The organism is uncultured Bacteroides sp. (assembly GCF_905207245.1).
Classification (GTDB): domain Bacteria; phylum Bacteroidota; class Bacteroidia; order Bacteroidales; family Bacteroidaceae; genus Bacteroides.
In genome coordinates this window covers 1-26,108 of sequence record NZ_CAJLKP010000083.1, presented here as the reverse complement: position 1 = coordinate 26,108, position 26,108 = coordinate 1, and the positions used below count along the sequence as shown (strand labels likewise).

Below are 26,108 nucleotides of genomic sequence, written 5' to 3'. Positions count from 1 at the left end.
TCTAACGGTTAGGACACATGCCTCTCACGCATGTAATACGAGTTCGATTCTCGTATCCACTACGGTCAATAAGAATACATGCACTCTTAGCTCAGCTGGTAGAGCAATTGACTCTTAATCAATGGGTCCAGGGTTCGAGTCCCTGAGGGTGTACAAAGCATAAGCGGTTACCAAGAAACGGTGACCGCTTTTTTTGTGCAATTATTTATTGTCTCCGGGAAATACTTCCTATCTTTGCACTCCGAAATCAGTAAAACGTAAATACTTTGGATTGGTTATACAGTTTATTCGTTGAACATTCCGCTCTGCAGGCGGTTGTGGTGCTCTCACTAATATCCGCTATTGGTTTGGGACTGGGGAAGATACATATCTGCGGCATATCGTTGGGGGTGACATTTGTGTTCTTTGCAGGTATCCTTGCCGGGCATTTCGGGTTATCCATCGACCCGCAGATGCTGAATTATGCCGAAAGCTTCGGTCTGGTGATATTTGTGTATGCACTGGGATTGCAGGTCGGTCCGGGCTTTTTCAGTTCGTTCAGGATGGGGGGCGTGCAACTGAATATGCTGGCGCTCGGTGTGGTGCTGATTGGCACGGTGATGACGTTGCTGGGCAGCTATGGGCTGGGAGTCTCCCTGCCGGACATGGTGGGTATCCTTTGCGGTGCCACAACCAATACTCCTGCGCTGGGTGCTGCGCAACAAACCCTGAAACAGATGGGCATTGAAGCGAATACTCCGGCTCTGGGATGTGCGGTGGCATATCCGTTGGGCGTAGTGGGAGTAATCCTCGGCATTCTGCTGATACGCAAAATGCTGGTGCGTAAGGAAGATTTGGAAGTAAAGGAAAAAGATGATGTGAATAAGCCGTATATCGTTGCATTTCAGGTGCACAATCCGGCTATCTTTAATATGAGTGTGAAGGATATTGCGCAACTGAGCTATCCTAAATTCGTAATATCCCGTTTGTGGCGGGATGGCAATGTGAGTATTCCCACTTCCGAGAAGGTGATTAAAGAAGGCGACCGCCTGTTAGTCATCACTTCCGAAAGGAATGTGCCTGCGCTGACAGTGTTGTTCGGCGAACAGGAAAACACAGACTGGAATAAGGAAGATATCGACTGGAATGCCATCGACAGCCAGTTGATTTCGCAACGTATCGTGGTGACACGTCCCGAACTGAACGGAAAGAAGCTCGGCTCCCTTCACCTGCGTAATCATTATGGCATCAATATCAGCCGCGTATACCGTAGCGGAGTGTTGCTGCTGGCCACAGCGGAACTTACCTTGCAGTTGGGCGACCGACTGACGGAAATAGGTGAGGCGGCTGCCGTACAAAATGTGGAAAAAGTACTGGGAAATGCCGTGAAGAGCCTGAAAGAACCCAATCTGGTGGCTGTATTCGTAGGCATCGTCCTCGGTCTTGCATTGGGAGCCATACCTATCGCTATCCCCGGAGTCAGTACACCGGTGAAGCTGGGACTGGCAGGAGGCCCGATTATTGTAGGTATCCTTATCGGCACTTTCGGCCCGAGGATGCACATGGTGACTTATACGACGCGTAGTGCGAACCTGATGCTTCGTGCCTTGGGCTTGTCTCTCTATCTGGCTTGTCTGGGACTGGATGCGGGTGCCCATTTCTTCGACACGGTGTTCCGTCCGGAAGGGTTGTTGTGGATAGGGATAGGTTGTGCGCTGACTGTTCTCCCCGTGCTGATAATGGGAATTATCGCTTTCCGTTGGATGAAGATAGATTTCGGTTCGGTGGCGGGGATGCTGTGCGGAAGTATGGCGAATCCGATGGCGCTGAATTACGTCAATGATACCATTCCGGGTGATAACCCTTCAGTCTCTTATGCCACGGTTTATCCGTTGTGTATGTTCTTGCGGGTGATTATCGCACAGGTATTGCTGATGTTCTTCTTAAGTTGAGAGTGGAGAATTGAGAGTTGAGAGTTTGAGAAGGCAGAGTTGAGGTTTGAAAGTCTAAAGTTGAGGTTTAAGAACTTAAAGTAGAGAGTGGCGCGTTATCTGCGCAGCCAATTATAATTAATAATTCATAGTTAATAATTAATGAGTAATATTACCCCTGAAAGCATCATGAGCGACTTGCGCTATTTGCAGTTGCTGTCACGCAGTTTCCCTACAATTGCGGATGCCAGTACAGAAATCATTAATCTGGAAGCTATCCTGAACCTTCCGAAAGGTACGGAACATTTCCTGACCGACATTCACGGCGAATATGAAGCTTTCCAGCATGTGTTGAAGAACGCTTCGGGTGCAGTGAAGCGGAAAGTGAATGAAATCTTCGGACATACCTTGCGTGAGAGTGAAAAGAAAGAAATATGCACCCTGATATATTATCCCGAAGAAAAGTTGCAGTTGATAAAGGAGCGGGAAACCGACCTGGACGACTGGTATCTGATTACGCTGAATCAACTGGTGAAGGTTTGCCAGAATGTTTCTTCCAAATACACGCGCTCGAAGGTGCGGAAAGCGTTGCCGGAGGAATTTTCATACATCATTCAGGAGTTGCTGCATGAGTCGAGTGTAGAGCCTAATAAACATGCCTACATCAATGTCATCATCAGCACCATTATTTCCACCAAGCGTTCGGACGATTTCATTATCGCTATGTGCAATCTTATCCAACGGCTGACGATTGACTCCCTGCACATCGTAGGCGACATTTACGACCGTGGTCCGGGAGCGCATATCATTATGGATACGCTTTGCGATTATCATAACTTCGACATCCAGTGGGGAAATCATGATATTTTGTGGATGGGGGCGGCATCGGGCAATGACGCCTGTATTGCCAATGTAATCCGCATGTCGATGCGCTATGCCAATCTGGCTACGCTGGAAGACGGATACGGCATCAATCTCTTGCCACTTGCCACGTTTGCTATGGATATGTATGCGGATGATCCTTGTACCATCTTTGCACCGAAGATGAACTTTGCGGATGGAAGTTACAATGAGAAAACTTTGCGACTGATTACGCAGATGCATAAGGCGATTACGGTGATACAGTTGAAGCTGGAAGCGGAGATTATAGACCGCCGTCCGGACTTTGGCATGCAGAATCGGAAATTGCTGGATAAGATTGACTTTGAAAGAGGTGTCTTTGTGTACGAAGGAAAAGAATATCCTTTGCTCGATACAAACTTCCCGACGATAGATCCGGCTGACCCGTATCGTCTGTCGGATGAGGAAAGGGAGTTGATGGATAAGATTCATGCTTCGTTCATGAATAGCGAGAAGTTGAAGAAACACATGCGTTGCCTGTTTACGTATGGGGGAATGTATCTGGTTTGCAACAGTAACTTGCTGTATCATGCTTCCATGCCATTGAATGAAGATGGCAGTTTCAAGCATGTACGCATCGGTAAGAAGGAGTATTGGGGCAAGAAGCTGCTGTGCAAAACGGATCAATTGATACGCACAGCCTATTTTGATGAAGACGGTACGGAAGAGAAGAGCTTTGCGCTGGATTACGTGTGGTACATGTGGTGCGGGCCGGATGCTCCGTCGTTCGATAAGGATAAGATGGCGACATTCGAGCGCTACTTTATAGGAGATAAGGAACTGTCCAAGGAGACGAAAGGATATTATTATTCATTACGTAACCGTGCAGATATTTGCGACCGTATTCTGGCGGAATTTGAAGTGACAGGCCCTCATTCGCATATCATTAACGGGCATGTGCCTGTGAAGATAATCAAAGGCGAGAAGCCTATCAAGGCGGATGGCAAATTGCTGGTGATTGACGGCGGTTTCTCAAAAGCTTATCAACCGGAAACGGGAATTGCCGGATATACATTGGTATATCATTCGCATGGACTACAGTTAGTGCAGCATGACCCGTTCCAAAGCCGTCAGAAGGCAATAGAGGAAGGGCAGGATATCAAGTCCACCACTTTCGTTATCGAGTTCAATTCACAACGCATGATGGTGAAGGATACCGATAAAGGGCAAGTGCTGGTGACGCAGATACAGGATTTGAAGAAGTTGCTGGTGGCGTACAGGACGGGATTTATTAAGGAGAAAAACTGAATACTAATTTAGGTAAATATGTCATCATAATATATTAAGAGTATCTGTCATCCTGAGCGCAGTCGAAGGATCTACTCTCCCCGAATACACAGAGAAGAGATTCTTCGACTGCGCTCAGAATGACAGATAGTATAAGTTTGTTAGGGTGATGTACTTATTAATTAATATTTGAACAACACCACTCCGCCTTCCAGAATCACCCCTTTGTCATAGGTCACTCCTTTATTATAATAGCGGCTACCCCCATACCCACCAGTTACGAATACCCCGAATCTGTCTGTCAGGCGATATTCCAGATTTACACGTGCCTGAAGTGCATAGAGGCGTGCCGGGAAGCCATAATCTTTGTTTTTGAAGTTCTCGATGTGCTGAAATCCCAGGTCACCGCTGATGAACAGTTGTTTGTACAAAGGAAGTTCCAGACCTGCACGGTAAAAGAGGGAGGCCGAGAACTTATCACTGAAATCCAGATAATGCGTGCCACCACCTAAGATGGTATAGAACAACTTATTTTTAAAACGCGCACCTACATTCAGCTTCGTTGTATTTCCTCCGAAAAGCATCAATTGCACTTTCGTATTCGGGTTGGCATTCACCAGACCCAACTGGAAACCGTCGAAATCACTCTTATAATAATTGACTAATCCGATTTGCAACCCTTTTCCGTTCTTTGTTATGTTGAGGGGAGCAAGTTGTGCGCCGGTGAAAGTACCGCCTACTACATTGCCCAGACCGGCAATCTGTAAACCGTGCATCGCCTCTCCTGTAATGTTACCCAACCCGCTGATTTGTACGCCTCGCAGATTTTCACCTACAATGTTCAGCAGTCCGGAAGTAGTAATACCATTGAAGTCTTCACCTGCAATGTTGGCTAACCCCGCCAGATGCACACCCGAAGAGTTTTCTCCGGTAATGTTCAGTAAACCGCCGATGATAACGCCGGTGGTATTGTCTCCCGCGATATTGGTAAGTCCGGAGAATATGACACCTTGCGCATGGTTTCCGGTGATACCTACCAAGCCGGCCAAGGATACACCACTGAGATTATCCCCGTTTACATTGCTGATACCTGCAATCTGGACGCCCCTCATGCTGCCACCTACCAAGTTGGCAAGACCCGTGATCTGTGCACCGTTCATATCCCGGTAGACCACTCCGCCCAGTAGATTAATACCTACACCACTCAAGCGGTTCATGGAGGAAAAAAGACCCAGGTTGAAGCAGGTGGTACCGACGGTATCAGTCTCCTGTGTGGACATATTCTTCCATAAGGACAGGTTGATGCCGACAGGTTCCTTGTCTTTCTTGCTTGTTTGGGTTGACTCGTTATTTGTGGTTTGGGCAGAAAGTGTTCCTGCAATAGTCAATAATGCAATGATGGATGAAAATGAACGTCTCATTCGTTTTTAATCTTTATTTCATCCGGCCAGGGGGCTAATTCGCCTGTTGCATGAAGCGTAGGACGCTGTGCATCTACCGACCGGAGATAGTTACTTAATTTCTTTGCCAATCTCTTTACTATACGTGGGTTTTGCATAGCCACGTCGTTTTTTTCGCTGATGTCAGCCGGGATGTTGAAAAGCTCACGCTTACCGTCTGCAAAATAATACACAAGTTTCCAGTTGCCGGAACGGATGGAACAAGTGGCTCCGATGCCCGGTCCCGAAGGTCCCCAGCTATGAGGATAGTGCCAATAGATATCACGATTCTTCACTTTTCCTTTTCCTGTCAGAAGCGGCATGAAGCTGATGCCATCACGCTGCTGTACGGTGGTATATTTCTGTACGCCCGCTATTTCAAGAATGGTGGGATAGAAATCCTCAATCATAAGGTAATCCCCGCACTTGGTATCCGGAGTCACCACACCGGGCCAGCTAACGATCATCGGTTCGCGGATACCACCCTCGTAGGCGGAACCTTTACCGCTGTTGAGCGGATAATTCTGCGTATGCAGCTCTCCGGCACGTGTGTGGGCAGCCAGTCCGCCGTTGTCGGACATGAAGAGGATGACTGTGTTTTCGGTCAGATGATTGCGTTCCAGATAATCCATGAGGTCGCCTAAACTCTTATCCATACCCTCGACAAGGGTGGCATAGGCAGCTTCTACCGGAGGCAGTCCTTTATCCAGATATTTCTGATAGAAGCGGTAGTCCGGCTGTATGGGCGTATGGACTGCATAGTGGGCCATGTACAAGAAGAACGGTTCATTTTTCTGCTGCGCATGGTCCAGAGCCTTCATGGCTTCCAAGGTGAGCGCTTCACTGAGGAATGTGTCTGTACCGTGATATTGCTCCAGCCCGGGAACTGCCGCCAACGGACTTTTACCGTCCGTTTTGTTTCCGAAGTTATTCTTGCCGTAATAACTGGCAGGCGAACCGGCAGCATGACCCGCTATGTTCACTTCAAATCCCATTGTTAACGGATCAGCTCCCGGAGTATCGTTTGCTCCGAAATGGGCTTTACCGCAATGAATGGTTTGATAACCATTGTCCTTGAGCACTTGGGCCAAAGTAGTAACCTGCGTGGTGCGTTCCACACCCGGTTCCTGACAAATGCCATTTACGTTCCATTCCGGATAGGTCATCACAGAGTCCGGTTGTTCATGGGTGGTGTTCTTGCGCAGCGTCCAACTGGTCACCCGGTGCCGGGCGGCGTTCATTCCTGTGAAAAGGCTGACACGGGTGGGGGAGCTGATACTACAGGCATATGCCTGTGTGAACATCTTTCCCTGCGCTGCCAGACGCTCCATGTTAGGCGTGTGGTAGGTGTCGTTATAATGAGTCCGCTGAGTCCAGAAGGGCAGCGAAGTATCTTGCCAGCCCATATCGTCCACCAGAAACAGAATAATGTTCGGACGTTCTTTTGCTTTCGGCGCATCCTTGTCCGCAGATTGTGCAGTTGCTTCTCCTGCCATTCCCCACACGGGAATCATAACGGCTGATAATAGTAATTCGCTTTTCATTCCGAGACTAATTTAGTTATAAATTGTTGATGCGAATCAAGAGTTGAATTTCATTCTGACGGTGTAATTATGAGGCAAATACTAAAGCAGATACTCTTAATATATAAACTAATTACGATGACATACTTAATAACTGTTTCTACCCTTTCGCTTCCTGGTACAAGAATCGCTTAATGGAGCGTTTCGGTGTTTTTTCAAACTCCTCGGGGTATATCTTCATTTTGAATATCTGGCTGTATGCAGGAAGAGTCGTGTTCAGTGCAACGCGGTTTTCTTCCATGATGCGTTCGATGTCTTCGGTCTTCAGACCATGTGCAAAGGCATCGTCGAAGTCGGGATATACCAGACCCACAAGTTTCTCATTCTGCTGTACGATGATGCTTTCGGCAACGTATGGCATGTTGTTCAACTTGTCTTCTATTTCTTCGGGGTAGATGTTTTGTCCGCTGGCGCCGAGCAGCATGTTCTTGCTGCGTCCCTTAATGGTGACGTTCCCTTCGGCATCCATCAGAGCAAGGTCGCCTGTGTGCAACCAGCCGTCTGCATCAATTGTTTCGCGGGTGGCTTCTTCATTCTTATAATATCCCAACATCACGTTAGGTCCGCGACATACAATTTCTCCCGGGATATTTTCCGGATCAGGCGAGAGGATTTTAACTTCCATGCGCGGAACCGCCTTACCACAGGAACCCGGTTTGAAGCGCGACCAATCTTCATAACAGATAATCGGGCCGCATTCCGTCATTCCGTAGCCTACTGTATAAGGGAAATCTATCATGTGCAGGAACTGTTCTACCTCTTGGTTGAAAGCAGCACCTCCCACGATGACTTCTGCAAAACGTCCACCGAAGGCACTGACTACGCCTTCGCGCACGGTCGCTTTAATTTTATCATTGATGATGGGAACTTTCAGTAGCAGTTTCATAGTCGGAGTTTCCAACTTCGGAAGCACGTTCTTCTTGATAATCTTTTCGATGATGAGCGGCACGGCTATCACCAGGTGAGGTTTCACTTCCGAGAATGCCTGGAAGATAATCTTCGGGCTCGGCATACGGGTGAGGAAGTATATCTGACATCCTGCCGAGAACTCATAAAGGAACTCGAATGCCAGTCCGTACATGTGTGCCATTGGCAGCATGGAGATTATCTTATCACCGGCTTTTAGTGGCAATACTTCGAATGCAAATGCAATGTTGGACCACAAACTGCGGTAGGGCAGCATTACGCCCTTTGAATAACTCGTCGTACCGGAAGTATAGTTGATGACTGCCAGTTCTTCGGGCTGGTCTTTGTGATATTCGATGTGTTCTTTGCGGAAATTCTTGGGATATTTCTTGCCGAACAGTTCGTTCAGATGCTCGCGGGCATAGTCTATCTTTTCGGTGCGGGATACGAGGACGGAAAAATCGGTCATCAGTATGATGCCTTCCAGCAGGGTCATGGCACTTTCGTTGAGATTTTCCCATACTTGGTCACCTACGAAAAGCAACTTTGCTTCGGAATGGTTTACGATGTTATGTACATTGTCCGCTTTGAACTCATGCAAGATAGGAACCACTACAGCACCGTAGGTCAGTGTGGCAAGGAAAGTGACTCCCCAATGCGAGCTGTTGCGTCCGCAGATGGCAATTTTATCGCCTTTCTTGATACCGCTTGCTTCAAAGATTAAGTGTACTTTTTCTATTTTACGGGCTACGTCTTTGTATTGCAGGGTAGCGCCATTATAGTCAGTCAGGGCATCCAGGTCCCAATTTTCTTTTATGCTGTTCTCAATATAGGAGATAAAACTTTGTTCCATGATATTATATTGCACATTTGGTTGAAATTTGTGCAAATATAAGGCTTTATTAAAAGAAAGCAAATTTTTGGTTGAAAAAAGCGGGAAGTATAAGCTATTTTACAAGTTGACAAGGGAAGAAGGAGATGAAGAAGAGTTGACAAGGGAAGAAGTTGACGAGGGGACAAGGCCTTTCGGCGTGTAGGCCGGGCGAATAATCTTTCGTCATCAAACATTGCGCAGCCCCTTGTTTCCTCGTCAACTTCTTCCCTCGTCAACTGTTTCCGAGATACCAGCCGTACATGCGTTGTACGCCTTCTTCAATCTCCACTTGGTGATGCCAACCCAGGGAGTGTAGTTTGGAGGGGTCGGTGAGCTTTCGCATGGTTCCGTCCGGTTTGGTACTGTCAAAGGTGAGTAGTCCCTGATAGCCTACGGTGGCTACAATTAGTTCAGCCAGTTCACGGATGGAGATTTCTTTGCCTGTACCTATGTTGATGTGGCAGTTGCGGATATCCTTGTCACCTTGTTTGTAGGTGTCTTTGAAGTCTACGTGCTCCATGACGAAGACGCTGGCATCGGCCATTTCTTCGCTCCAGAGGAATTCGCGGAGCGGGGTGCCTGTGCCCCATAGTTTCACTTCGGTGTTGCTGATGCCGTATTTGGCAAGGATGGTGAGGATGTCTTCCTGACTGCTGTTTCCGTCGATGCCTTCAACAGGACGCTGATTCAGGTCTTTGCGTATGGCATCCCAGTCGCCTTGTTTCAGGCAGTGGGCAAGGTGAATCTTGCGAATCATGGCGGGGAGGACGTGGCTGCGTTCCAGGTCGAAGTTATCGTTCGGACCATAAAGGTTGGTAGGCATCACGGCAATATAATTGGTGCCGTATTGCAGGTTGAAGCTTTCGCACATTTTCAGTCCGGCAATCTTGGCGATGGCATACGGTTCGTTGGTGTATTCCAACGGGGAGGTGAGGAGTACTTCTTCTTTCATAGGCTGCTCGGCATCACGGGGATAGATGCAGGTGCTGCCCAGGAAGAGGAGTTTCTTCACGTTATGGCGGAAACTTTCGCCGATGACGTTCTGCTGTATTTGCAGGTTTTTATAGATGAAGTCGGCGCGGTAGATGCTGTTGGCCATGATGCCGCCTACGAAGGCAGCAGCGAGGAATACATATTCCGGTTGCTCGTCATCGAAGAATTGGCGGACGGCTACAGCGTCCAGTAAGTCGAGTTCTTTGTGAGTTTTGCCAACGAGGTTGGTATATCCTTTGTCTTGCAGGTTTTTCCAGATGGCTGAACCTACCAGGCCGCGATGTCCGGCCACAAAGATTTTGGCATTCTTGTCTAACATGAGGTTTAATTATTAATTATAAACTATAAATTATTAATTCTTGGTGGAATGGTTTTCAATTCTCAACTCTCAATTCTCAACTTCCCCTCAAGTGCAGCTTCTTCACGAACTTCATATCATGTGCTGCCATAATTTTCACCAATTCCTCAAAACTGGTCTGTCGCGGGTTCCAGCCAAGCAGGGTCCTTGCCTTGGTTGGGTCGCCCAGCAACTGTTCCACTTCGGCAGGACGGAAGTATTTCGGGTCTACTTCTACGATAACTTTTCCGGTCTTCACGTCAATACCTTTTTCGTCCACGCCTTCACCTTCCCAACGCAACTGAATGCCTACTTCCTCGAAAGCAAGTGTGGCAAATTCGCGAACGGTATGCATTTCGCCGGTGGCTATCACGAAATCTTCCGGCGTATCGTGTTGCAGGATGAGCCACATACATTCCACGTAATCCTTGGCATACCCCCAGTCGCGGCGTGCATCCAGATTGCCCAGATACAGTTTGTCCTGAAATCCCTGTGCGATGCGTGCGGCAGCCAGCGTAATCTTGCGGGTTACGAATGTCTCACCTCTACGTTCGCTTTCGTGATTGAAGAGAATACCGTTCACGGCAAACATCCCGTAACTTTCACGGTAGTTTTTGGTTATCCAGAACCCGTATTGTTTGGCTACTCCGTAAGGGCTGCGGGGGTAGAAAGGAGTCGTCTCCTTCTGGGGAACTTCCTGTACTTTTCCGTAAAGCTCGGAAGTGGAGGCCTGGTAAATTTTCGTCTTTTTCTCCATGCCCAGTATGCGGACTGCTTCCAGCATGCGCAGCGTCCCGATGGCGTCAGCTTCGGCAGTGTACTCCGGCACGTCGAAAGAAACCTTCACGTGGCTTTGTGCGGCAAGGTTATATATCTCATCCGGTTGCACTTGCTGGATGATGCGGATGAGCGAACTGCTATCCGTCATGTCGCCATAGTGCAGGTTGATGGTACGTTTCTGTTTCATGTCGCGCACCCATTCATCGAAATACAGATGTTCGATGCGACCCGTATTGAAGGAAGAAGAGCGGCGGAGAATGCCATGTACTTCGTATCCTTTTTGTAATAGAAACTCGGCAAGAAACGAACCGTCCTGACCTGTGATTCCGGAGATTAAAGCTGTTTTCATATAATAGGCTCTTTATTGATTGATTTTTGAGAAAGCAAAATTCGTTGTTTTTTGCGAGAAAACAAAATTTATTAGCTACGAGCTACAGGCTACAAGCTACAAGTTGCTGCGCTATGGTGGCGACCCGGTTATTATAGCGCAGCAACTTGTAGCTTGTAGCCCGTAGCTCGTCACTTATAGATTTTATCCACTACCAGCGCAATCGCCCCGTCTCCCGTCACATTGCAGGCAGTGCCGAAGCTATCCATGGCGATATAGAGTGCAATCATCAATGCCTGTGCCGATTCGTCGAAGCCAAGCATGGACTGCAATATGCCCAAGGACGCCATAATGGCACCACCGGGAACGCCGGGAGCCGCTATCATTGTGATGCCCAGCATGAAGATGAATCCGGCAAACAGTGGGAAATCAAAAGGTATCCCCTGCATCATCATCAAGGCAAGGGCACATGCCACTATCTTCAGCGTACTTCCCGATAAGTGTATCGTGGCGCAAAGCGGGATGACGAAACCTGCAATATCAGCCGATACTCCGTTCTTCTTCGTCTGCTCCAGCGTGACGGGTATGGTAGCGGCAGACGACTGTGTGCCCAAAGCTGTGAAGTAAGCCGGCAACATCCGTCCCAGCAACCTGAAAGGATTTTTACGAACAAATAATGCGGCGATGCAATACTGGAATACCAGCAGGAAGATATGTAGCAGGAAAATCACCCCGATAATCTTTACGAAGACCATCAACACAGAAAATACCTGTCCCGAATGGGTCATATTAAGGAATATACCGAAAATATATATCGGAAGCAACGGCAGAATAACTGCACTAATCATCTTTACAATAATATCCTGAAAATCGCGTGCTGCATTCTTCAATGTATCGTTTTTCAACTGTGCAAGTCCCAGACCTAAAGTGAAAGCCAGCACCAACGCCGTCATTACATTCATCAGCGGCGGAATGGCTACTGAAAAGAAAGGCAATATTCCTTGCGCTTCGCTCACTTCCTCCAACGGCACCCCAGTTTCTATCAGATGTGGAAATACCGTCGCTCCCGTGAAGTAAGAAAGGAAACCGGAAAACAGCGTTGCACCATAAGCGATTAATGCTGTTATCAGCAATAATTTTCCTGCTCCTTTACCAATATCGGCAATGGCTACTGTCACCAGTCCCACAATAATCAGTGGTATGGAGAAGTTGAGGAACTCACTGAAGATGCCGTTGAACGTAACGAACAAACGCACCATTCCTCCGGGGAGGAAGTTACCCAAAAGAATACCTAATGCAATGGCTATAATGATGCGCGGCAGTACCCCGATATGTAGTTTTTTCATAAAAATGAATTTAAGTTTTCCCGATGAAATGGGCTTATGTTTGCAAAAGTACGATTTTTATTCGAAATCCATACGAACAAATGCCCTCGACATATTGTTTCCATTTCAATGAAACAATAACAAAAAAATGCAAGTTATGACAAAAAAAGAACAATTGACAAACATAGGCTTAATCGGACTTGCCGTGATGGGGGAGAATTTAGCCTTGAACATGGCAGATAAGGGGTGGCGCGTATCGGTGTACAACCGCACCGTTCCGGGAGTGGAAGAAGGTGTGGTAGAGCGTTTTATCAATGGTCGTGCCAAGGGGAAGAGTATCGAAGGATACACTGAAATCCCCGACTTCGTAGCGTCCATTTCCGCACCGCGTAAAATCATGATGATGGTGCGTGCGGGTGCTGCCGTGGATGAACTGATGGAACAACTTTTCCCGCATCTTTCTCCGGGAGATATATTAATAGATGGTGGTAATTCAAATTATGAAGATACCAACCGCCGTGTGGCACTGGCGGAATCGAAAGGTTTCCGTTTTGTAGGTGCCGGAGTTTCGGGTGGTGAAGAAGGCGCATTGAATGGTGCTTCCATCATGCCGGGTGGTTCGGTTACTGCCTGGGATGAAGTGAAACCCATCCTGCAAAGCATCGCTGCACGTGCTGCCGACGGCACTCCCTGTTGCGACTGGATTGGTCCGGCGGGTTCGGGACATTTTGTCAAGATGATACACAACGGCATCGAGTATGGCGATATGCAACTGATTGCTGAGGCCTACTGGGTGATGAAGAATTTGCTGAAACTGGATAATGAAGAGATGGCTTCCGTCTTTGCCCACTGGAATGAGGGCAAACTGCGCAGCTACCTGATAGAAATCACTGCCAATATCCTGCGTCATAAGGATAAAACAGGTGGTTACCTTATAGATAAGATATTGGATACCGCCGGACAGAAAGGTACCGGCAAATGGTCCGTCATCAACGCTATGGAACTGGGTATGCCTCTGGGGCTGATTGCTACGGCTGTTTTCGAGCGCAGCCTTTCGGCACAGAAAAACTTGCGTGAAGCGGCTTCCAAACAGTTTGTCTGCCAGCGTTCGCAAGTGGTTTACAATAAACCGGAAATGGTGAGGGATATCTATTCCGCTTTGTACGCTTCTAAATTAGTATCCTATGCACAAGGCTTTGCCGTGTTGCAGAAAGCATCCGAGAGCTTCGGCTGGGAGCTCGATCTGGCTTCCATCGCCCGTATGTGGAGGGGTGGTTGCATCATCCGCAGTATATTCCTCAACGATATAGCTGCTGCTTTCGAGGCGCAGCAGAAACCGAAGCATCTGCTGCTCGCTCCTTATTTCAAGGAAGAGATACAACAACTGCTTTCGGGCTGGAAACACCTCGTGGCGCATGCAATGAAAGAAGAACTCCCCGTTCCTGCTTTCTCTTCCGCACTGAACTATTTCTATTCGCTGGTATCTTCGAAGCTCCCTGCCAATATGATTCAGGCACAGCGTGACTACTTTGGTGCGCATACCTTCGAACGTACGGACGAGCTTCGCGGACAATTTTTCCACGAAAACTGGACCGGACACGGTGGAGATACAAAATCGGGTACATATAATGTGTAAAAACAAGATTTTATGAGTAAATTTGTAATGATTATATTCGGCGCTTCGGGCGACCTGACAAAACGCAAACTGATGCCGGCTCTTTACTCCCTTTACAAGGATAACCGCTTGCCGGAGGGATTCGCCATTCTGGGTATCGGCCGTACTGAATACGCAGACGAAACCTATCGCGACTATATCCTGAACGAACTGGAACATTTTGTCACTCCCGCTGAGGTGGGGATGAAAGAGTTTTGCACCCATTTGCATTATCTCAGCATAGACCCCGCCAAAGAAGAAGGCTATGCAACGCTGAACCAGCGTCTGCAAGATATCACCGGCGAAAAGGAACCGGACAACCTGTTGTTCTATCTTGCCACGCCTCCCTCGCTTTATGGCGTCATCCCCTTGCACCTGAAAACAGCAGGACTGAACCGCGAGCACACCCGCATCATTGTCGAGAAGCCTTTCGGTTACAATCTGGAGTCCGCACAAGAACTAAACAAAATATATGCCTCCGTCTTTGAGGAACGGCAGATATATCGTATCGACCATTTCCTCGGCAAGGAGACGGCACAAAACATCCTTGCCTTCCGTTTTGCCAACGGCATCTTCGAGCCGTTGTGGAACCGTAATTACATTGACTATGTAGAAGTCACAGCCGTCGAGAATCTCGGCATCGAGCAGCGTGGCGGTTTCTATGATGGCACAGGCGCCTTGCGCGACATGGTGCAGAACCACCTTATCCAATTGGTGGCCCTCACCGCCATGGAACCCCCTGCCGTCTTCACAGCCGACAATTTCCGTAACGAAGTGGTGAAAGTCTATGAGTCACTGAAACCTCTGACAGAAGAAGACCTGAACGAACATATAGTCCGCGGACAATACACGTCTTCCGGTTCTAAAAAGGGCTACCGCGAAGAAAAAAACGTCCCCGCCGACTCGCGCACTGAAACTTACATCGCCATGAAGATAGGAATAGACAACTGGCGTTGGAGTGGCGTACCTTTTTATATCCGTACGGGAAAGCAAATGCCTACTAAGGTAACGGAAATCGTAGTGCATTTCCGTGAAACGCCCCACCAGATGTTTCACTGCCATGGCGGACACTGTCCGCGGGCTAATAAATTAATCCTCCGCCTGCAACCCAATGAGGGCATCGTCCTGAAGTTCGGTATGAAAGTGCCCGGACCGGGGTTCGATGTGAAGCAGGTGATGATGGATTTCAGCTACGACCAGTTGGGCGGACAGGTCACGGGCGATGCTTATGCCCGCCTGATAGAAGACTGCATCCAGGGCGACCCTACACTCTTCACTCGCAGTGATGCCGTGGAGGCTTCCTGGCGTTTCTTCGACCCTGTGCTGCGCTATTGGAGCGAGTATCCCGATGCACCCCTCTACGGTTATCCTGTTGGGACATGGGGTCCTCTGGAGAGCGAATCCATGATGCACGAGCATGGTGCCGATTGGACCAATCCTTGTAAGAATTTGACGAATACAGATCAATACTGTGAGTTATGAAAACTTATATATATAGTACAGCTGTTGAAACGGCACGCGCCCTCATCAGGCACCTCATTGGCTTGATGGAGGAAGAGCCGGATAAAATTTTCCACATTGCATTCAGCGGGGGCAGCACGCCTTCGCTCATGTTCGATTTGTGGGCGGAAGAGTTCAAAGATGCCACTCCCTGGGTGCGCATGCGTATTTATTGGGTGGATGAACGTTGTGTGCCTGCCGAAGATTCGGAAAGCAATTATGGTACCATGCGTCGTTTGTTGTTGGATAAGGTTGCGATGCCTGAGGAATATATTTTCCCCATCGACGGCAGCAATCGGCCCGATGACGAGGCAAACAGCTATTCGCGCCTGGTGCGTTGCAACGTTCCGCTTTGGCACGGCTTTCCAGCTTTTGATATTGTTCTGTTGGGAGCAGGAGAGGACGGGCATACTTCGTCCATCTTTCCCGGGCAAGAATACTTGCTTTCGTCTTTCCATCCCTATGAACTGAGTGTGAACCCCTACAATGGTCAGAAGCGTATAGCCATGACCGGCTGTTTGCTGTTCAATGCCAAGAAACTGATTTTCTTTGTTACAGGCAGGAGTAAAGCTAACGTGGTACGGGATATTCTGGATTCAGGCGATACCGGTCCGGCTGCTTATGTGGCACACCATGCCTGGAATGTGGAAGTATTCATGGATGAGCTGGCAAAAACCCAACCCATCCATGCTGTCTATTCATAGAGAATGAGTGATTTCTTAGTTGGACGTTCCGCTTTCGAGGATGCTGACGATGGAAAACAGTGTGAAGCAGATGCCTCCTAACCCGGCCAGTACACGTGCGGGGACGAAGTAGACATCATTCATTGTAGCCATCTCAAAAAGGAAAGCAGAGAGGAAAAGACAAATCAGTGCGGTGAACACCGGGATAAGCGGAATACGGTTTGCCAGCTTGAAGACATTTCTCCAAATGACTGCCAACAAAATGACCTTACTGGAGATGCTATAGCAAACTAAACCGAGTCCTATCATAATATAACCGATGGAGGACTTTTCCGGATTGATGTCAGTCATTATCCAAAGTCCCCAGAGAACACTCAGCGTACCCATTACCAGTACAAGAGCAGGCCACCATTTTCGTTCAGAATATGTATACCCGTTGCGTATCTGGCGAACAATGGTGGCAATCAATGCAACCAGACTTGTACATATGCATGCCAATCCGGCCATGACATGACCTGCTACGAAATAGGCATTATGAATATCACTTTGTCCCAATAACCAGAATGTCCATACCCATACACTGACGGCAAAAATGACGGCAAGGATAATCAGTGCATCCCCTTGTGCCGAAGAAAAAGCCTTTGCAGGTGTTGTGTAGTCAGTCCGCTTCGAATTCTGGGTGATGAGGGTGAAGCGGGTGGAAGCAGTGGCGGTGGTGGCTACGCAGGCTGTGATGAATGCTACCCCGCAGATGACATGCCCCGCGACGAAATGGGCCACGGTGGTGCCGTCATTGATATACGTCATTCCTCCGATGAAGCATAGCACGGCTGCCAGATAGCCAAGGATGGGCAGGGCAAGCTTGGCAGCCGTAGTGTAGGTGTGGATGATTTGCCGGATGATGGTTCCCGCCGTAGCGAATAGTGCTATGCATATCATCCCTAATGAAAACACTACAGGACCTGCAACGAACCGGTTCATGTCCGTTCCCGCGTCAATAACAAAAGCTCCGTAGCCGAAACAAAAAAGGGCCATCAGCAATGGGATAGCCCTGAAAAGGATACTAATACCGTAATTCATAACTGTTACATTTTTAGAGTTTTCCCTTCCAACAGCATTCTTTACGGTTTGTTTTCTTTTTTAAGATTTATTTGTTTCCCATGCTTTTGGCAGTTCGGGGATGGCCTCATTTATCTCAAGTTCTTTCTGAAAACTTTTCCGTGTATGTATTTGTTGTATTTAGTATATGCCAACAACTTAATAACAATCAATTATGAGAAAATCAAATGTATATTTAATTATATTGTCAGTAGCTGTATTCTTCGGAATATCAGTTGATTCTTTAAATGCGTGTACCCGTGTGGTTTATCAGGGTGTGAATGATATGATAATCACAGGCCGCACCATGGACTGGAAAGAAGATACCCGCAGTAACCTCTGGATTTTTCCGCGAGGTATGGAGCGTAACGGTGAAGTAGGGAAGGACCCGATGCGTTGGAAGTCAAAATACGGCAGCGTGATAACTTCGGCTTATGACATATGCAGCACCGACGGTATGAACGAGAAGGGACTCGTTGCCAATTTATTATGGTTGGCAGAATCATCCTATCCGCAATGGAACGGTGAAAGACCGGCTTTGTCGATAGCTGCCTGGGTGCAATATATGCTTGATAATTTCGCAACGGTGGATGAGGCTGTTGCCGCTGTAGAAAAGAACTCGTTTGATGTCGTATCGGACATGATGCCCGACGGAACGCGAATGGCTACCCTCCATCTTTCTATCTCCGACGCTACCGGCGATAATGCAATCTTTGAGTATATCAATGGAAAACTGAATATTCATCATAACCGCTCTTATCAGGTGATGACGAACTCTCCTGTTTTCGACCAGCAACTGGCACTTGATGATTATTGGAAGAATATCGGAGGAACCACTTTCCTTCCGGGAACCAACCGCGCTGCCGACCGTTTTGTGAGAGCTTCTTTCTATATAAATGCGATTCCCAAAACAGAGGACACACGTACAGCACTGGCCAGTGTGTTCAGCGTGATACGCAATACTTCCGTACCATTGGGTATCAGTACTCCTGACCAACCGAATATCTCTTCAACACGATGGAGAACAGTTTCCGACCAAAAGAATAAAATTTACTACTTTGAGTCGACCTTGTACCCTAATGTATTTTGGGTTGACTTCAAAGATGTGAACTTCTCTGAGGGAGCTCCGGTAAAGATGCTGAACCTTGTTTCCGGTAAGACGTATGCGGGAAATACGGCGAAAGAGTTTGTTAACACAAAGCCTTTTCAGTTTTTAGGAATAAAGTAAGCGGGAGCGAATCGAGGATTTACCTACGTCTGGAGAATAACTCATCTATCCAACGAACCAGATAGACGATAATAACTCCGGCAATGACCATTGTAACGATGCGAACTAACATAATCTATAGTTTTTAGTTTTTTCGGTTGGCAAAGATAGGCAATGATATACAAAACGGGAAATAAAAGCAAAATAAAAAGTGCTTCCTTGTCGTTCTCTAACGGGGAAGCACTTTCACACAAAAACTAAACTAGACTTAACTAAACTATTCTATTGGGGGAAGTTTCACAACTTCCTTTATCTGTTCGATGCAAAGATAAAAAAACATTTTTTAATATGCAATAGGAAATTATGTTTTGTCGACAAATTCGAATATTTTATCGACTAATAGATGTTATTTCCTAACTTCTTTTATCTAAGAATGCTTGAAATACCTGTTTATAACTGTCGCTGACGGGTATATACGTTTTATCGAACACTATGCGTCCGCGGTCAATAACTCGTATTTTTTCCTTTTGTATAATGTAGGACCTGTGAACCCGCATGAAACGGGATGCCGGTAATAATTCCTCCATCGACTTCATACTCATTAGTGATAAAATCGGACGGGGATTGTCTTCTGTATAAATCTTGACATAATCCTTTAAGCCTTCCACATAAAGTATCTTTTTAAGCTCTATTTGCACCAGTTTATAGTCACTTTTCACGAAGATGCTTTCAATTTCATCTTTCGGTTGTTGCAATAGCTCAAACCACTGCACGGCTTTATTTGCTGCCTGCAAAAAGTCTACATAGGAGATAGGTTTCAGCAGATAATCCAATGCATTCACCTTGTAGCCATCGATGGCGTATTGCTCAAAAGCAGTGCTGAACACAATGCGTGTATGCGAATCTACCATTTTGGAGAACTCCAGGCCATTGAGTTCCGGCATCTGTATGTCGAGGAAGAGCAAGTCTACCTGCTTTTCCGGCAATTCCTTCATGGCCTGTACGGCACTGGAATACTTTCCCGTTAATGTCAGGAACGGGGTTTTGTTGACGTAGCTTTCCAAAAGACCTAAAGCTAAAGGTTCGTCGTCTACGATGGCACAAGTTAGGTTCATGAAATTTAGGTATTAATTTTTAATTATTAAATATTAATTGGTTGCGCAATGTTACTGCTAATGCACAGCCAATTAATACTTAATATTTGATATTTAGCACAGATTTATACTCTTTCCCGTCATCACTCACTCCCTGTTTCCATTCGTACTGGCCGGGATAGGTCAGCTCGAGTCGTTTCCGCACTTGCTCCAGCCCTATGCCGCTTCCACTTTTATCAGCTTGGTTCTTGGGGTGGTAACTGTTTGTGATTTCACAGCATACCTGACCGGGACTTTCGCTGAAATGGATGCGGATGAAGCTGGGTTCGGTGGGTGAGATACCATGTTTGAAGGCATTCTCTATGAGGGAGATGAAAATGAGTGGGGCAATCTCCGTGCGGCTGTCGGCGTGGACGTCGATTTTTGTTTCTACGGTTACGTTGGAGGCAAGGCGGATGCGCATCAACTCGATGTAGTTGCGGATGAAATCCATCTCTTTGCCCAGGGCAACGTAATTCTGTTGGTTATCGTAGAGGACGTGGCGCAACAAGCGGCTCAGTTCCTGAACGGCAGCTTGTGCTTTGTCGCTGTCGAAGGCGATGAGGGCATAAATATTGTTCAGGGTGTTGAGCAGGAAGTGTGGGTTCAGTTGGTTACGCAAGTTTTTCAGTTCAGCTTCCGTACGGCTTTTTTCAGCCTCCCGGCGGGCGGCTTCCACATTCACCCAACGACCACTCATGCGGATGGCAGCAGCCAGTCCCACAGTGAGAATCATGGAGAATACGTCGCGCAGGATAAATATCCAGCCGGGAGGTCCGGGGCGTCTGGGAGCTTCGACTTTTACAAACGTGTGGAAGATGAAATTCTGCCAGAAATGTACTCCGATGGCGGTGCAGAGGATGAGTAGCAGGTTCACTATTATATATTGCTTGATGCGTCCCTCGAACAGGAAACGGGGGATAAAGAAGCAATAGTTTATATAGAACACGATGAGGAATGAAATCGGAACTGCGCTGCCATGACGCAGATAATCTATCCAGCTTACTGAGAAACCGCTACGGTTCATCAGAAGAAACGGGAAGCCGAAGATGATACCCCATCCGATAATATGAATGAGGACTTCTACAGTCCGACGGGTTTTGGAATCTTGCGTAATCATGTTACAAAAATAATAATTTTAATGAAGAATGAGGAATGAAGAATGAAGAATTGCCATACAAATATGACTGCGCAGCATAATTCTTCATTCTTCATTTTTCGTTCTTCATTCTTCATTTACTCGTATCTTATCGCCTCTATCGGGTCCAGATCAGCCGCCTTCTTGGCGGGATACCAACCGAAGAATACGCCGGTGACGGTGCAGACTGCGAAGGAGAGGAATACGCTCCAGGCTTGGATATAGATGGGCCAGTGGGCTACGTTCTTCACGATAAATGCGGCTCCGCAGCCGATGACGACTCCGATGATGCCCCCCGTGATACTGATGAGGATGGCCTCAATCAGGAATTGTGAAAGAATATCTACACCACGGGCGCCGACGGACATACGCAGACCGATTTCGCGGGTACGTTCCGTTACGCTGACGTACATGATGTTCATGATACCGATGCCACCTACCACCAGTGAGATACCGGCGATGCATGCCAGAAGTGTAGTCATTAGGTCTGTGGTGGAGTTCAGCATGGTGCTGAGTTCCTGTTGGCTACGGATGGTGAAGTCGTCGTTGTCGTTCTCTTTCAGCTTATGGTTACGGCGCAGGAGGGTGGTGACTTCATCCGTTGCATAATCCGTCATATCCTCGGAGAGGGCAGAGGCAAAAATACCTTGCAGATAGGTGACGGCAAGCATACGTTTCATTACGGTGGTGTAGGGAGCCAGCACAATTTCGTCCTGGTCCATGCCCATGGAGTTGTATCCTTTGGCTTTGAGTACACCTACTACGCGCAGAGGTATCTGATTGAAACGGATGGTATGGCCGATAGGGTCTTGTCCGTTAGGGAAAAGGTTGTCCACAATGGTTTTACCGATGATGCAGACTTTGGCGGCACTCTGGATATCAGCTTCGGTAAACATTTCACCGCTCTCCACACTCAGTTGGCGGATTTCGAGATACTCGGTGCCTACACCGTTCACTGAGGCAGGGTAGTTGTTGTTGCCGGCAATGAGTTGTCCACTGGATGACACGTTGGGGCTGACGGCTGCCAGAAAGTTCGTTTCATCTCGCAACGCCTCATAGTCGGTTAGTTTCAGTGTTTGCATGGCCGAGGCGTCTTGCCGGACACCACCACGTGTATCACCACCCGGATGAATCATAATCATATTCGAGCCCATCTCCGATATCTGTGCCTGGATGCTCTTTTTCGAGCCTTGTCCGATGGCAAGCATGGTGATGACGGACGCCACACCGATGATGATACCCAACATGGTGAGGAAAGCGCGCAACTTGTTGTTGGCAAGGGCGCGAAGGGCTATTTTGAAAAGGTTTGTTCCGTTCATAATTTTTTTTAGTTACGAGCTTATAAGCTACAAGTTACGAGCTACAAGCTACGAGTGCTTGGCAGCATGACGGTGCAGCTACTTGTTACTTGTAGCTGGTAGCTTGTAGCTGATTTATCAATCTTCGTCACTCTTTGGCAACGCTGCCAAGGCTGCAGTTGCCGAGAGAATATTCTGATTTACTGTATCTTCCGTCACGCGTCCGTCGCGCAGGCGGATGTTTCGGCTGCTGTATTGCGCTATTTCGGGATTGTGGGTGACGAATATGATGGTGCGTCCTTCGGCATGCAACTTTTGAAAGAGGACCAGGATATCGAAAGAAGTACGTGTATCCAGATTACCCGTTGCTTCGTCGGCGAGGATTACGGCGGGATTGTTCACCAAGGCGCGGGCGATGGCTACGCGTTGCATCTGGCCACCGGACATCTGGTTCGATTTATGTTCCAGACGGTCGCCCAGTCCCACGGCTTGCAGGGCTTCGATGGCACGGCGGCGGCGTTCGGCGGCTGAGACGGAGGCGTTGTACATCAAGGGGAGTTCCACATTCTCTACGGCAGTGGTCTTTGCGAGCAGGTTATAGCTCTGGAAGACAAAGCCGATTTTACGATTTCTCAAAATGGCACGTTGAGGCTTACTCATGGTGCGCACAGATATGCCGTCCAGCAGATATTCGCCACTGGTAGGGGTGTCGAGGCAGCCCAAGGTGTTCAACAGCGTCGATTTGCCGGAGCCGGACGTACCCATGATGGTGACGAACTCCCCTTCGGCGATGGAGAAGGAGACGCCACGCAATGCATGTACCGTTTCTTCACCCACCTGGAAGTCCCGCCGGATATTTTGCAATTCTATGACTGTTTTGCTCATATAGTTTGTTTTTTTGTAATCATTTACCGTTCTTTTTCTTATTTCCTCCCGGAGGGCCAGGCATGAATGGACTTCTTTCACCGTCAGGTTGTCCTTCGGGCATGACAGCTTGTTCGCCAGTGGTACTAATTACTGCATCAGCCACAATCTGTGTACCTTCATTGACGCCACCTGTAATTTCTGTCATTATCCCATTGGAGATGCCGATGCTGACCGGATGTGCAGTGAATGTATTTCCTTCTTTGGTCCACACTTTATGTTCACCTTCGCAATCTTTGATAATAGCATCCTGACCCACCAACGGAATTGCGGGTGCAAAGCGCAGCGCTTTTGCGGGAACGCTCAGCACTCCTTGCTTGTCCAGTGTATAGATGGTGATGTTAGCTGTCAGCCTTGGTTTCAGTTTCAAATCCGGGTTGTGCGCAGAGATGACCACTTCATACGTTATCACCGTGGTGGTCGTGGTGCTGCTTGAACTGCTCGTAGCTCCCAGACGGATTTGCGTCACCTTTCCTTCGAATACATCGTTAGGATAAGCATCTACGGTGAAGCTCACTCGTTGTCCTTCTTCCACATCACCTATATCAGCTTCATCCACGTCGGCCACTACCTGCATCTGTGTCAGGTCGGCAGCAATGGTGAAGAGGGTCGGGGTTTCGAAACCGGAAGCTACGGTCTGTCCTTCTTCCACGTCACGGCTGATGACTACTCCGTCAATAGGAGAGGTGATGGTGGCGTATGACAGGTTACGTTCCGCCTTGGCAAGAGAAGCCTTGCTGCTGTCGAAAGCACTTTTCGCTTTCTGATAGTTGTAAAGACTTTGCTCGTAGTCCGTATCGCTGATGAGTTGCTTCTCATGTAAACCCTTGTTGCGCTCATAGTTCTTCTGCTGATATTCGTATTCGGCTTTGGCACCGTCGTAGGTTGCCTTTTGCGAAGCGAGTTCGCTTTGCAGGGTCACTTTATCCATTTCAGCGATGAGTTGCCCTTTGGTTACTACCGAGTTGTAATCTGCATACAACTTGTCGATGATGCCGCTGACCTGCGTACCTACTTCCACTTCGGTCACCGGTTCGATGGTGCCTGTGGCGGTCACAGAGTTGGAGATGTCGGCACGCCCCACGGTGGTCGTCTCGTACACCACCTTCCGTTTTTTGGCTTGTCCGCCAAATGCCCAGATAGCTATGCCGGCTACAATGATGACTCCGGCTGCTACGATGATAATTTTTTTCTTGCTCATACTTTTATATGATATACTTATTGAATTGATTTTACGTTTGGAAGCGTACTTATAGTACTATTCCTTCTCCTTGGTAGAAACGCAACAACTGTGCATTCAATATCGCCATATACTTGGCTTGCAGCGTTTCCTGCTGTGCATTGAGGAGGTTGTTCTTCTCCGTCAGTAGTTCCACGGTATTCTTCATACCCAGGTTGAACTGTTCCTGAATGAGGTCGTAACTTGTCTGCGTGCTGCGCAGTTTCTGGGCGGCGGCCACGTATTGCTGTTGCGCGCTGTTGGCATCCAGCCATAGGCTTTCGATGGTCTTATACAGAGTCTTCTGCTGGTCCAGAAAGTCCAGTTCGCTGGTCTGCTTTTGCAGGCGGGCCTTCTGCACGGCGCTCTTGGTCTGGCGGTTGTTGAAGATGGGGATGCTTACGGTCAGTCCCAGCGAGTTGTTCCAGTTGTTTTTCACCTGTTCGGAGAAAGAGTAATCGTTGCCGTTGGCATTGGTGGTTCCGATGCCGGCACTGAGGCTCAGGGTAGGGATGTATCCTGCTTTGGCAATGCTGATGTCGAGGTCGGATGCCTGTATGTTCAGTTTGCCCGATTCAATTTCCGGACGAAAGGTGAGGGCGGCGCGATACACATCTGTTTTGGTGGGCAGCGGTATCAATACACTCTCATCGCCCAAGCTGGGGAGGTAGAGGTCCATTTCCTGTTCACCGTCCAGTTCGAGGAGCTGTTTCAGTTGCAGCTTGTAATCCTGTAGGGTGGCTTGCGCGGTCACCAACTGATATTTATCCGTACTCACCTGCGATTCCAGTTGTGCAAGGTCGCTTTTGGCGATGCTTCCGGCTTCCAACAACTGCTGTGCACGGTTGCGTTCGGCCTGGCTCACGGCAAGAGTGTTTTCATTCACTTTCACGGCTTCGGCGGCATAAAGTATCTGCACATATATCTGTGCGATGCTTTCCTCAATGGAATTCTCGCTTTCGGCAACGGTGAGCTCGGCGATGCGGTTGTTCAACGTCTGCTGCTTAATGGTGTTCAGGCGTTTATTGCCATTGTAGAGGGTCCAGTTGGCGTCGATGCCGTAGCTACCGTTGTATGACGTCTTGCTCGTACTGCTGGTGATGTTGTCACCACTGATGATGGTGCCGCTTTCACTGTTGGGGCGGTTTACGATACGCTGGCTGACGCTTGCCGACAGGCTGGGGAAGAGGGCTGCCTTAGCGGTTTTTACGTCCACTTCGGTGCTTTCCGCACTGATGCGGTTACGCTTCAGGGTGATGTTGTGCTGCAAGGCATAGTCGATGCAAGTTTGCAAGTCCCATTGCGAAGGGAGTGCTTCATCTTTTTGCAGAGCAGCGTCCTCTTGCAGGGGGGCATCCTGTGCTGTGCTTTCCGTTTGCATAGCAGAGGCGGGGACCTGTGCATGCAGCGTTGAACTGCCTGCACAAGCACTTGCCACGCATAGTGTTATCACTGTCAATCTTCTTACATTTCTCATATCTCTGTTGTTACTAAATATGTTTTTTACCTACACAAAGGTATGAGGTGCGCCGGAAACCTACAAAACGAATAGACAGTTTACAAGTTTCCGACGGCGGAATGCTTTTTTGTGCCGACAACCAGTTGACGAAATTATTCTTTTCTATACGGATTTGAATCAGTTACGAGCTACA

Annotated in this window: 19 protein-coding genes and 1 tRNA gene; 7 read left to right on the top strand and 13 right to left on the bottom strand. The window is 48.1% G+C overall.

Annotated features, from left to right (window positions below; translation table 11 throughout):
- Positions 1–80: 80 nt before the first annotated feature.
- From QZ135_RS20185 to QZ135_RS20175, 3 genes are all read left to right on the top strand, one after another.
- A tRNA-Lys gene (locus QZ135_RS20185) sits at positions 81–153 on the top strand.
- A 113-nt stretch (positions 154–266) separates the two neighbouring features.
- Complete coding sequence (locus QZ135_RS20180) at positions 267–1,931, top strand: putative transporter (RefSeq protein WP_294613609.1); 1,665 nt, start codon at positions 267–269, stop codon at positions 1,929–1,931.
- Positions 1,932–2,072: 141 nt separating this feature from the next.
- A complete protein-coding gene (locus QZ135_RS20175; RefSeq protein WP_117724802.1) occupies positions 2,073–4,058 on the top strand; it encodes a fructose-1,6-bisphosphatase in 1,986 nt (661 codons plus the stop codon).
- A 161-nt stretch (positions 4,059–4,219) separates the two neighbouring features.
- Here QZ135_RS20175 and QZ135_RS20170 read toward each other — a convergent pair whose 3' ends face one another.
- The 6 genes from QZ135_RS20170 to QZ135_RS20145 form a co-directional block, all read right to left on the bottom strand.
- On the bottom strand, positions 4,220–5,458 hold the full coding sequence (locus QZ135_RS20170) for a hypothetical protein (RefSeq protein ID WP_294613602.1): 1,239 nt from the start codon (positions 5,456–5,458) through the stop codon (positions 4,220–4,222).
- Complete coding sequence (locus QZ135_RS20165) at positions 5,455–7,020, bottom strand: sulfatase (RefSeq protein ID WP_294613598.1); 1,566 nt, start codon at positions 7,018–7,020, stop codon at positions 5,455–5,457. The genes QZ135_RS20170 and QZ135_RS20165 overlap by 4 nt, the downstream gene beginning before the upstream one ends.
- 139 nt (positions 7,021–7,159) lie before the next feature.
- Positions 7,160–8,818 (bottom strand): long-chain fatty acid--CoA ligase, encoded by a 1,659-nt coding sequence (locus QZ135_RS20160; protein WP_294613595.1) that lies wholly within the window; start codon positions 8,816–8,818, stop codon positions 7,160–7,162.
- 253 nt (positions 8,819–9,071) lie between these two features.
- A complete protein-coding gene (locus QZ135_RS20155) occupies positions 9,072–10,151 on the bottom strand; it encodes a GDP-L-fucose synthase (protein ID WP_294613592.1) in 1,080 nt (359 codons plus the stop codon).
- A 76-nt stretch (positions 10,152–10,227) separates the two neighbouring features.
- On the bottom strand, positions 10,228–11,298 hold the full coding sequence (gmd, locus tag QZ135_RS20150; protein WP_294613588.1) for a GDP-mannose 4,6-dehydratase: 1,071 nt from the start codon (positions 11,296–11,298) through the stop codon (positions 10,228–10,230).
- 170 nt (positions 11,299–11,468) lie between these two features.
- Positions 11,469–12,623, bottom strand: coding sequence for a dicarboxylate/amino acid:cation symporter (locus QZ135_RS20145; RefSeq protein ID WP_294613585.1), 1,155 nt, complete (start codon positions 12,621–12,623; stop codon positions 11,469–11,471).
- Positions 12,624–12,750: 127 nt separating this feature from the next.
- Here QZ135_RS20145 and gnd point away from each other — a divergent pair, with 127 nt between their 5' ends.
- The 3 genes from gnd to pgl are packed head-to-tail and all read left to right on the top strand — an operon-like array spanning position 12,751 to position 16,460.
- Positions 12,751–14,238 (top strand): decarboxylating NADP(+)-dependent phosphogluconate dehydrogenase, encoded by a 1,488-nt coding sequence (gnd, locus tag QZ135_RS20140; protein WP_294613581.1) that lies wholly within the window; start codon positions 12,751–12,753, stop codon positions 14,236–14,238.
- Positions 14,239–14,250: 12 nt separating this feature from the next.
- Entirely contained in the window at positions 14,251–15,738 is a 1,488-nt protein-coding gene (zwf, locus tag QZ135_RS20135) for a glucose-6-phosphate dehydrogenase (protein ID WP_294613578.1), read from the top strand.
- Entirely contained in the window at positions 15,735–16,460 is a 726-nt protein-coding gene (gene pgl / locus QZ135_RS20130) for a 6-phosphogluconolactonase (protein WP_294613575.1), read from the top strand. Before zwf ends, pgl begins: the two co-directional genes overlap by 4 nt.
- A 15-nt stretch (positions 16,461–16,475) precedes the next feature.
- On the opposite strand, the gene QZ135_RS20125 is transcribed toward pgl, so the two are convergent.
- On the bottom strand, positions 16,476–17,519 hold the full coding sequence (locus QZ135_RS20125; protein ID WP_294613572.1) for a DUF2776 family protein: 1,044 nt from the start codon (positions 17,517–17,519) through the stop codon (positions 16,476–16,478).
- A 193-nt stretch (positions 17,520–17,712) separates the two neighbouring features.
- Between QZ135_RS20125 and QZ135_RS20120 the strand changes: the two genes are divergently transcribed.
- Positions 17,713–18,765, top strand: a complete 1,053-nt coding sequence (locus QZ135_RS20120) for a linear amide C-N hydrolase (protein WP_294613569.1) — start codon at positions 17,713–17,715, stop codon at positions 18,763–18,765.
- Positions 18,766–19,157: 392 nt separating this feature from the next.
- Here QZ135_RS20120 and QZ135_RS20115 read toward each other — a convergent pair whose 3' ends face one another.
- The 6 genes from QZ135_RS20115 to QZ135_RS20090 all read right to left on the bottom strand — a co-directional run bounded on the left by QZ135_RS20115 (position 19,158) and on the right by QZ135_RS20090 (position 25,933).
- Entirely contained in the window at positions 19,158–19,859 is a 702-nt protein-coding gene (locus QZ135_RS20115) for a LytTR family DNA-binding domain-containing protein (RefSeq protein ID WP_294613566.1), read from the bottom strand.
- A 79-nt stretch (positions 19,860–19,938) separates the two neighbouring features.
- Positions 19,939–20,997 carry a histidine kinase gene (locus tag QZ135_RS20110; protein ID WP_294613563.1) on the bottom strand — a complete coding sequence of 353 codons (1,059 nt, stop codon included), beginning with the start codon at positions 20,995–20,997 and terminating at the stop codon, positions 19,939–19,941.
- Between the two features lie 116 nt (positions 20,998–21,113).
- Positions 21,114–22,334 (bottom strand): ABC transporter permease, encoded by a 1,221-nt coding sequence (locus QZ135_RS20105; protein ID WP_294613560.1) that lies wholly within the window; start codon positions 22,332–22,334, stop codon positions 21,114–21,116.
- A 117-nt stretch (positions 22,335–22,451) separates the two neighbouring features.
- Positions 22,452–23,198, bottom strand: a complete 747-nt coding sequence (locus tag QZ135_RS20100) for an ABC transporter ATP-binding protein (RefSeq protein WP_294613557.1) — start codon at positions 23,196–23,198, stop codon at positions 22,452–22,454.
- A 19-nt stretch (positions 23,199–23,217) separates the two neighbouring features.
- Positions 23,218–24,438 carry an efflux RND transporter periplasmic adaptor subunit gene (locus QZ135_RS20095; protein ID WP_294613555.1) on the bottom strand — a complete coding sequence of 407 codons (1,221 nt, stop codon included), beginning with the start codon at positions 24,436–24,438 and terminating at the stop codon, positions 23,218–23,220.
- 49 nt (positions 24,439–24,487) lie between these two features.
- Positions 24,488–25,933 carry a TolC family protein gene (locus QZ135_RS20090; RefSeq protein ID WP_294613551.1) on the bottom strand — a complete coding sequence of 482 codons (1,446 nt, stop codon included), beginning with the start codon at positions 25,931–25,933 and terminating at the stop codon, positions 24,488–24,490.
- Positions 25,934–26,108: the final 175 nt, after the last annotated feature.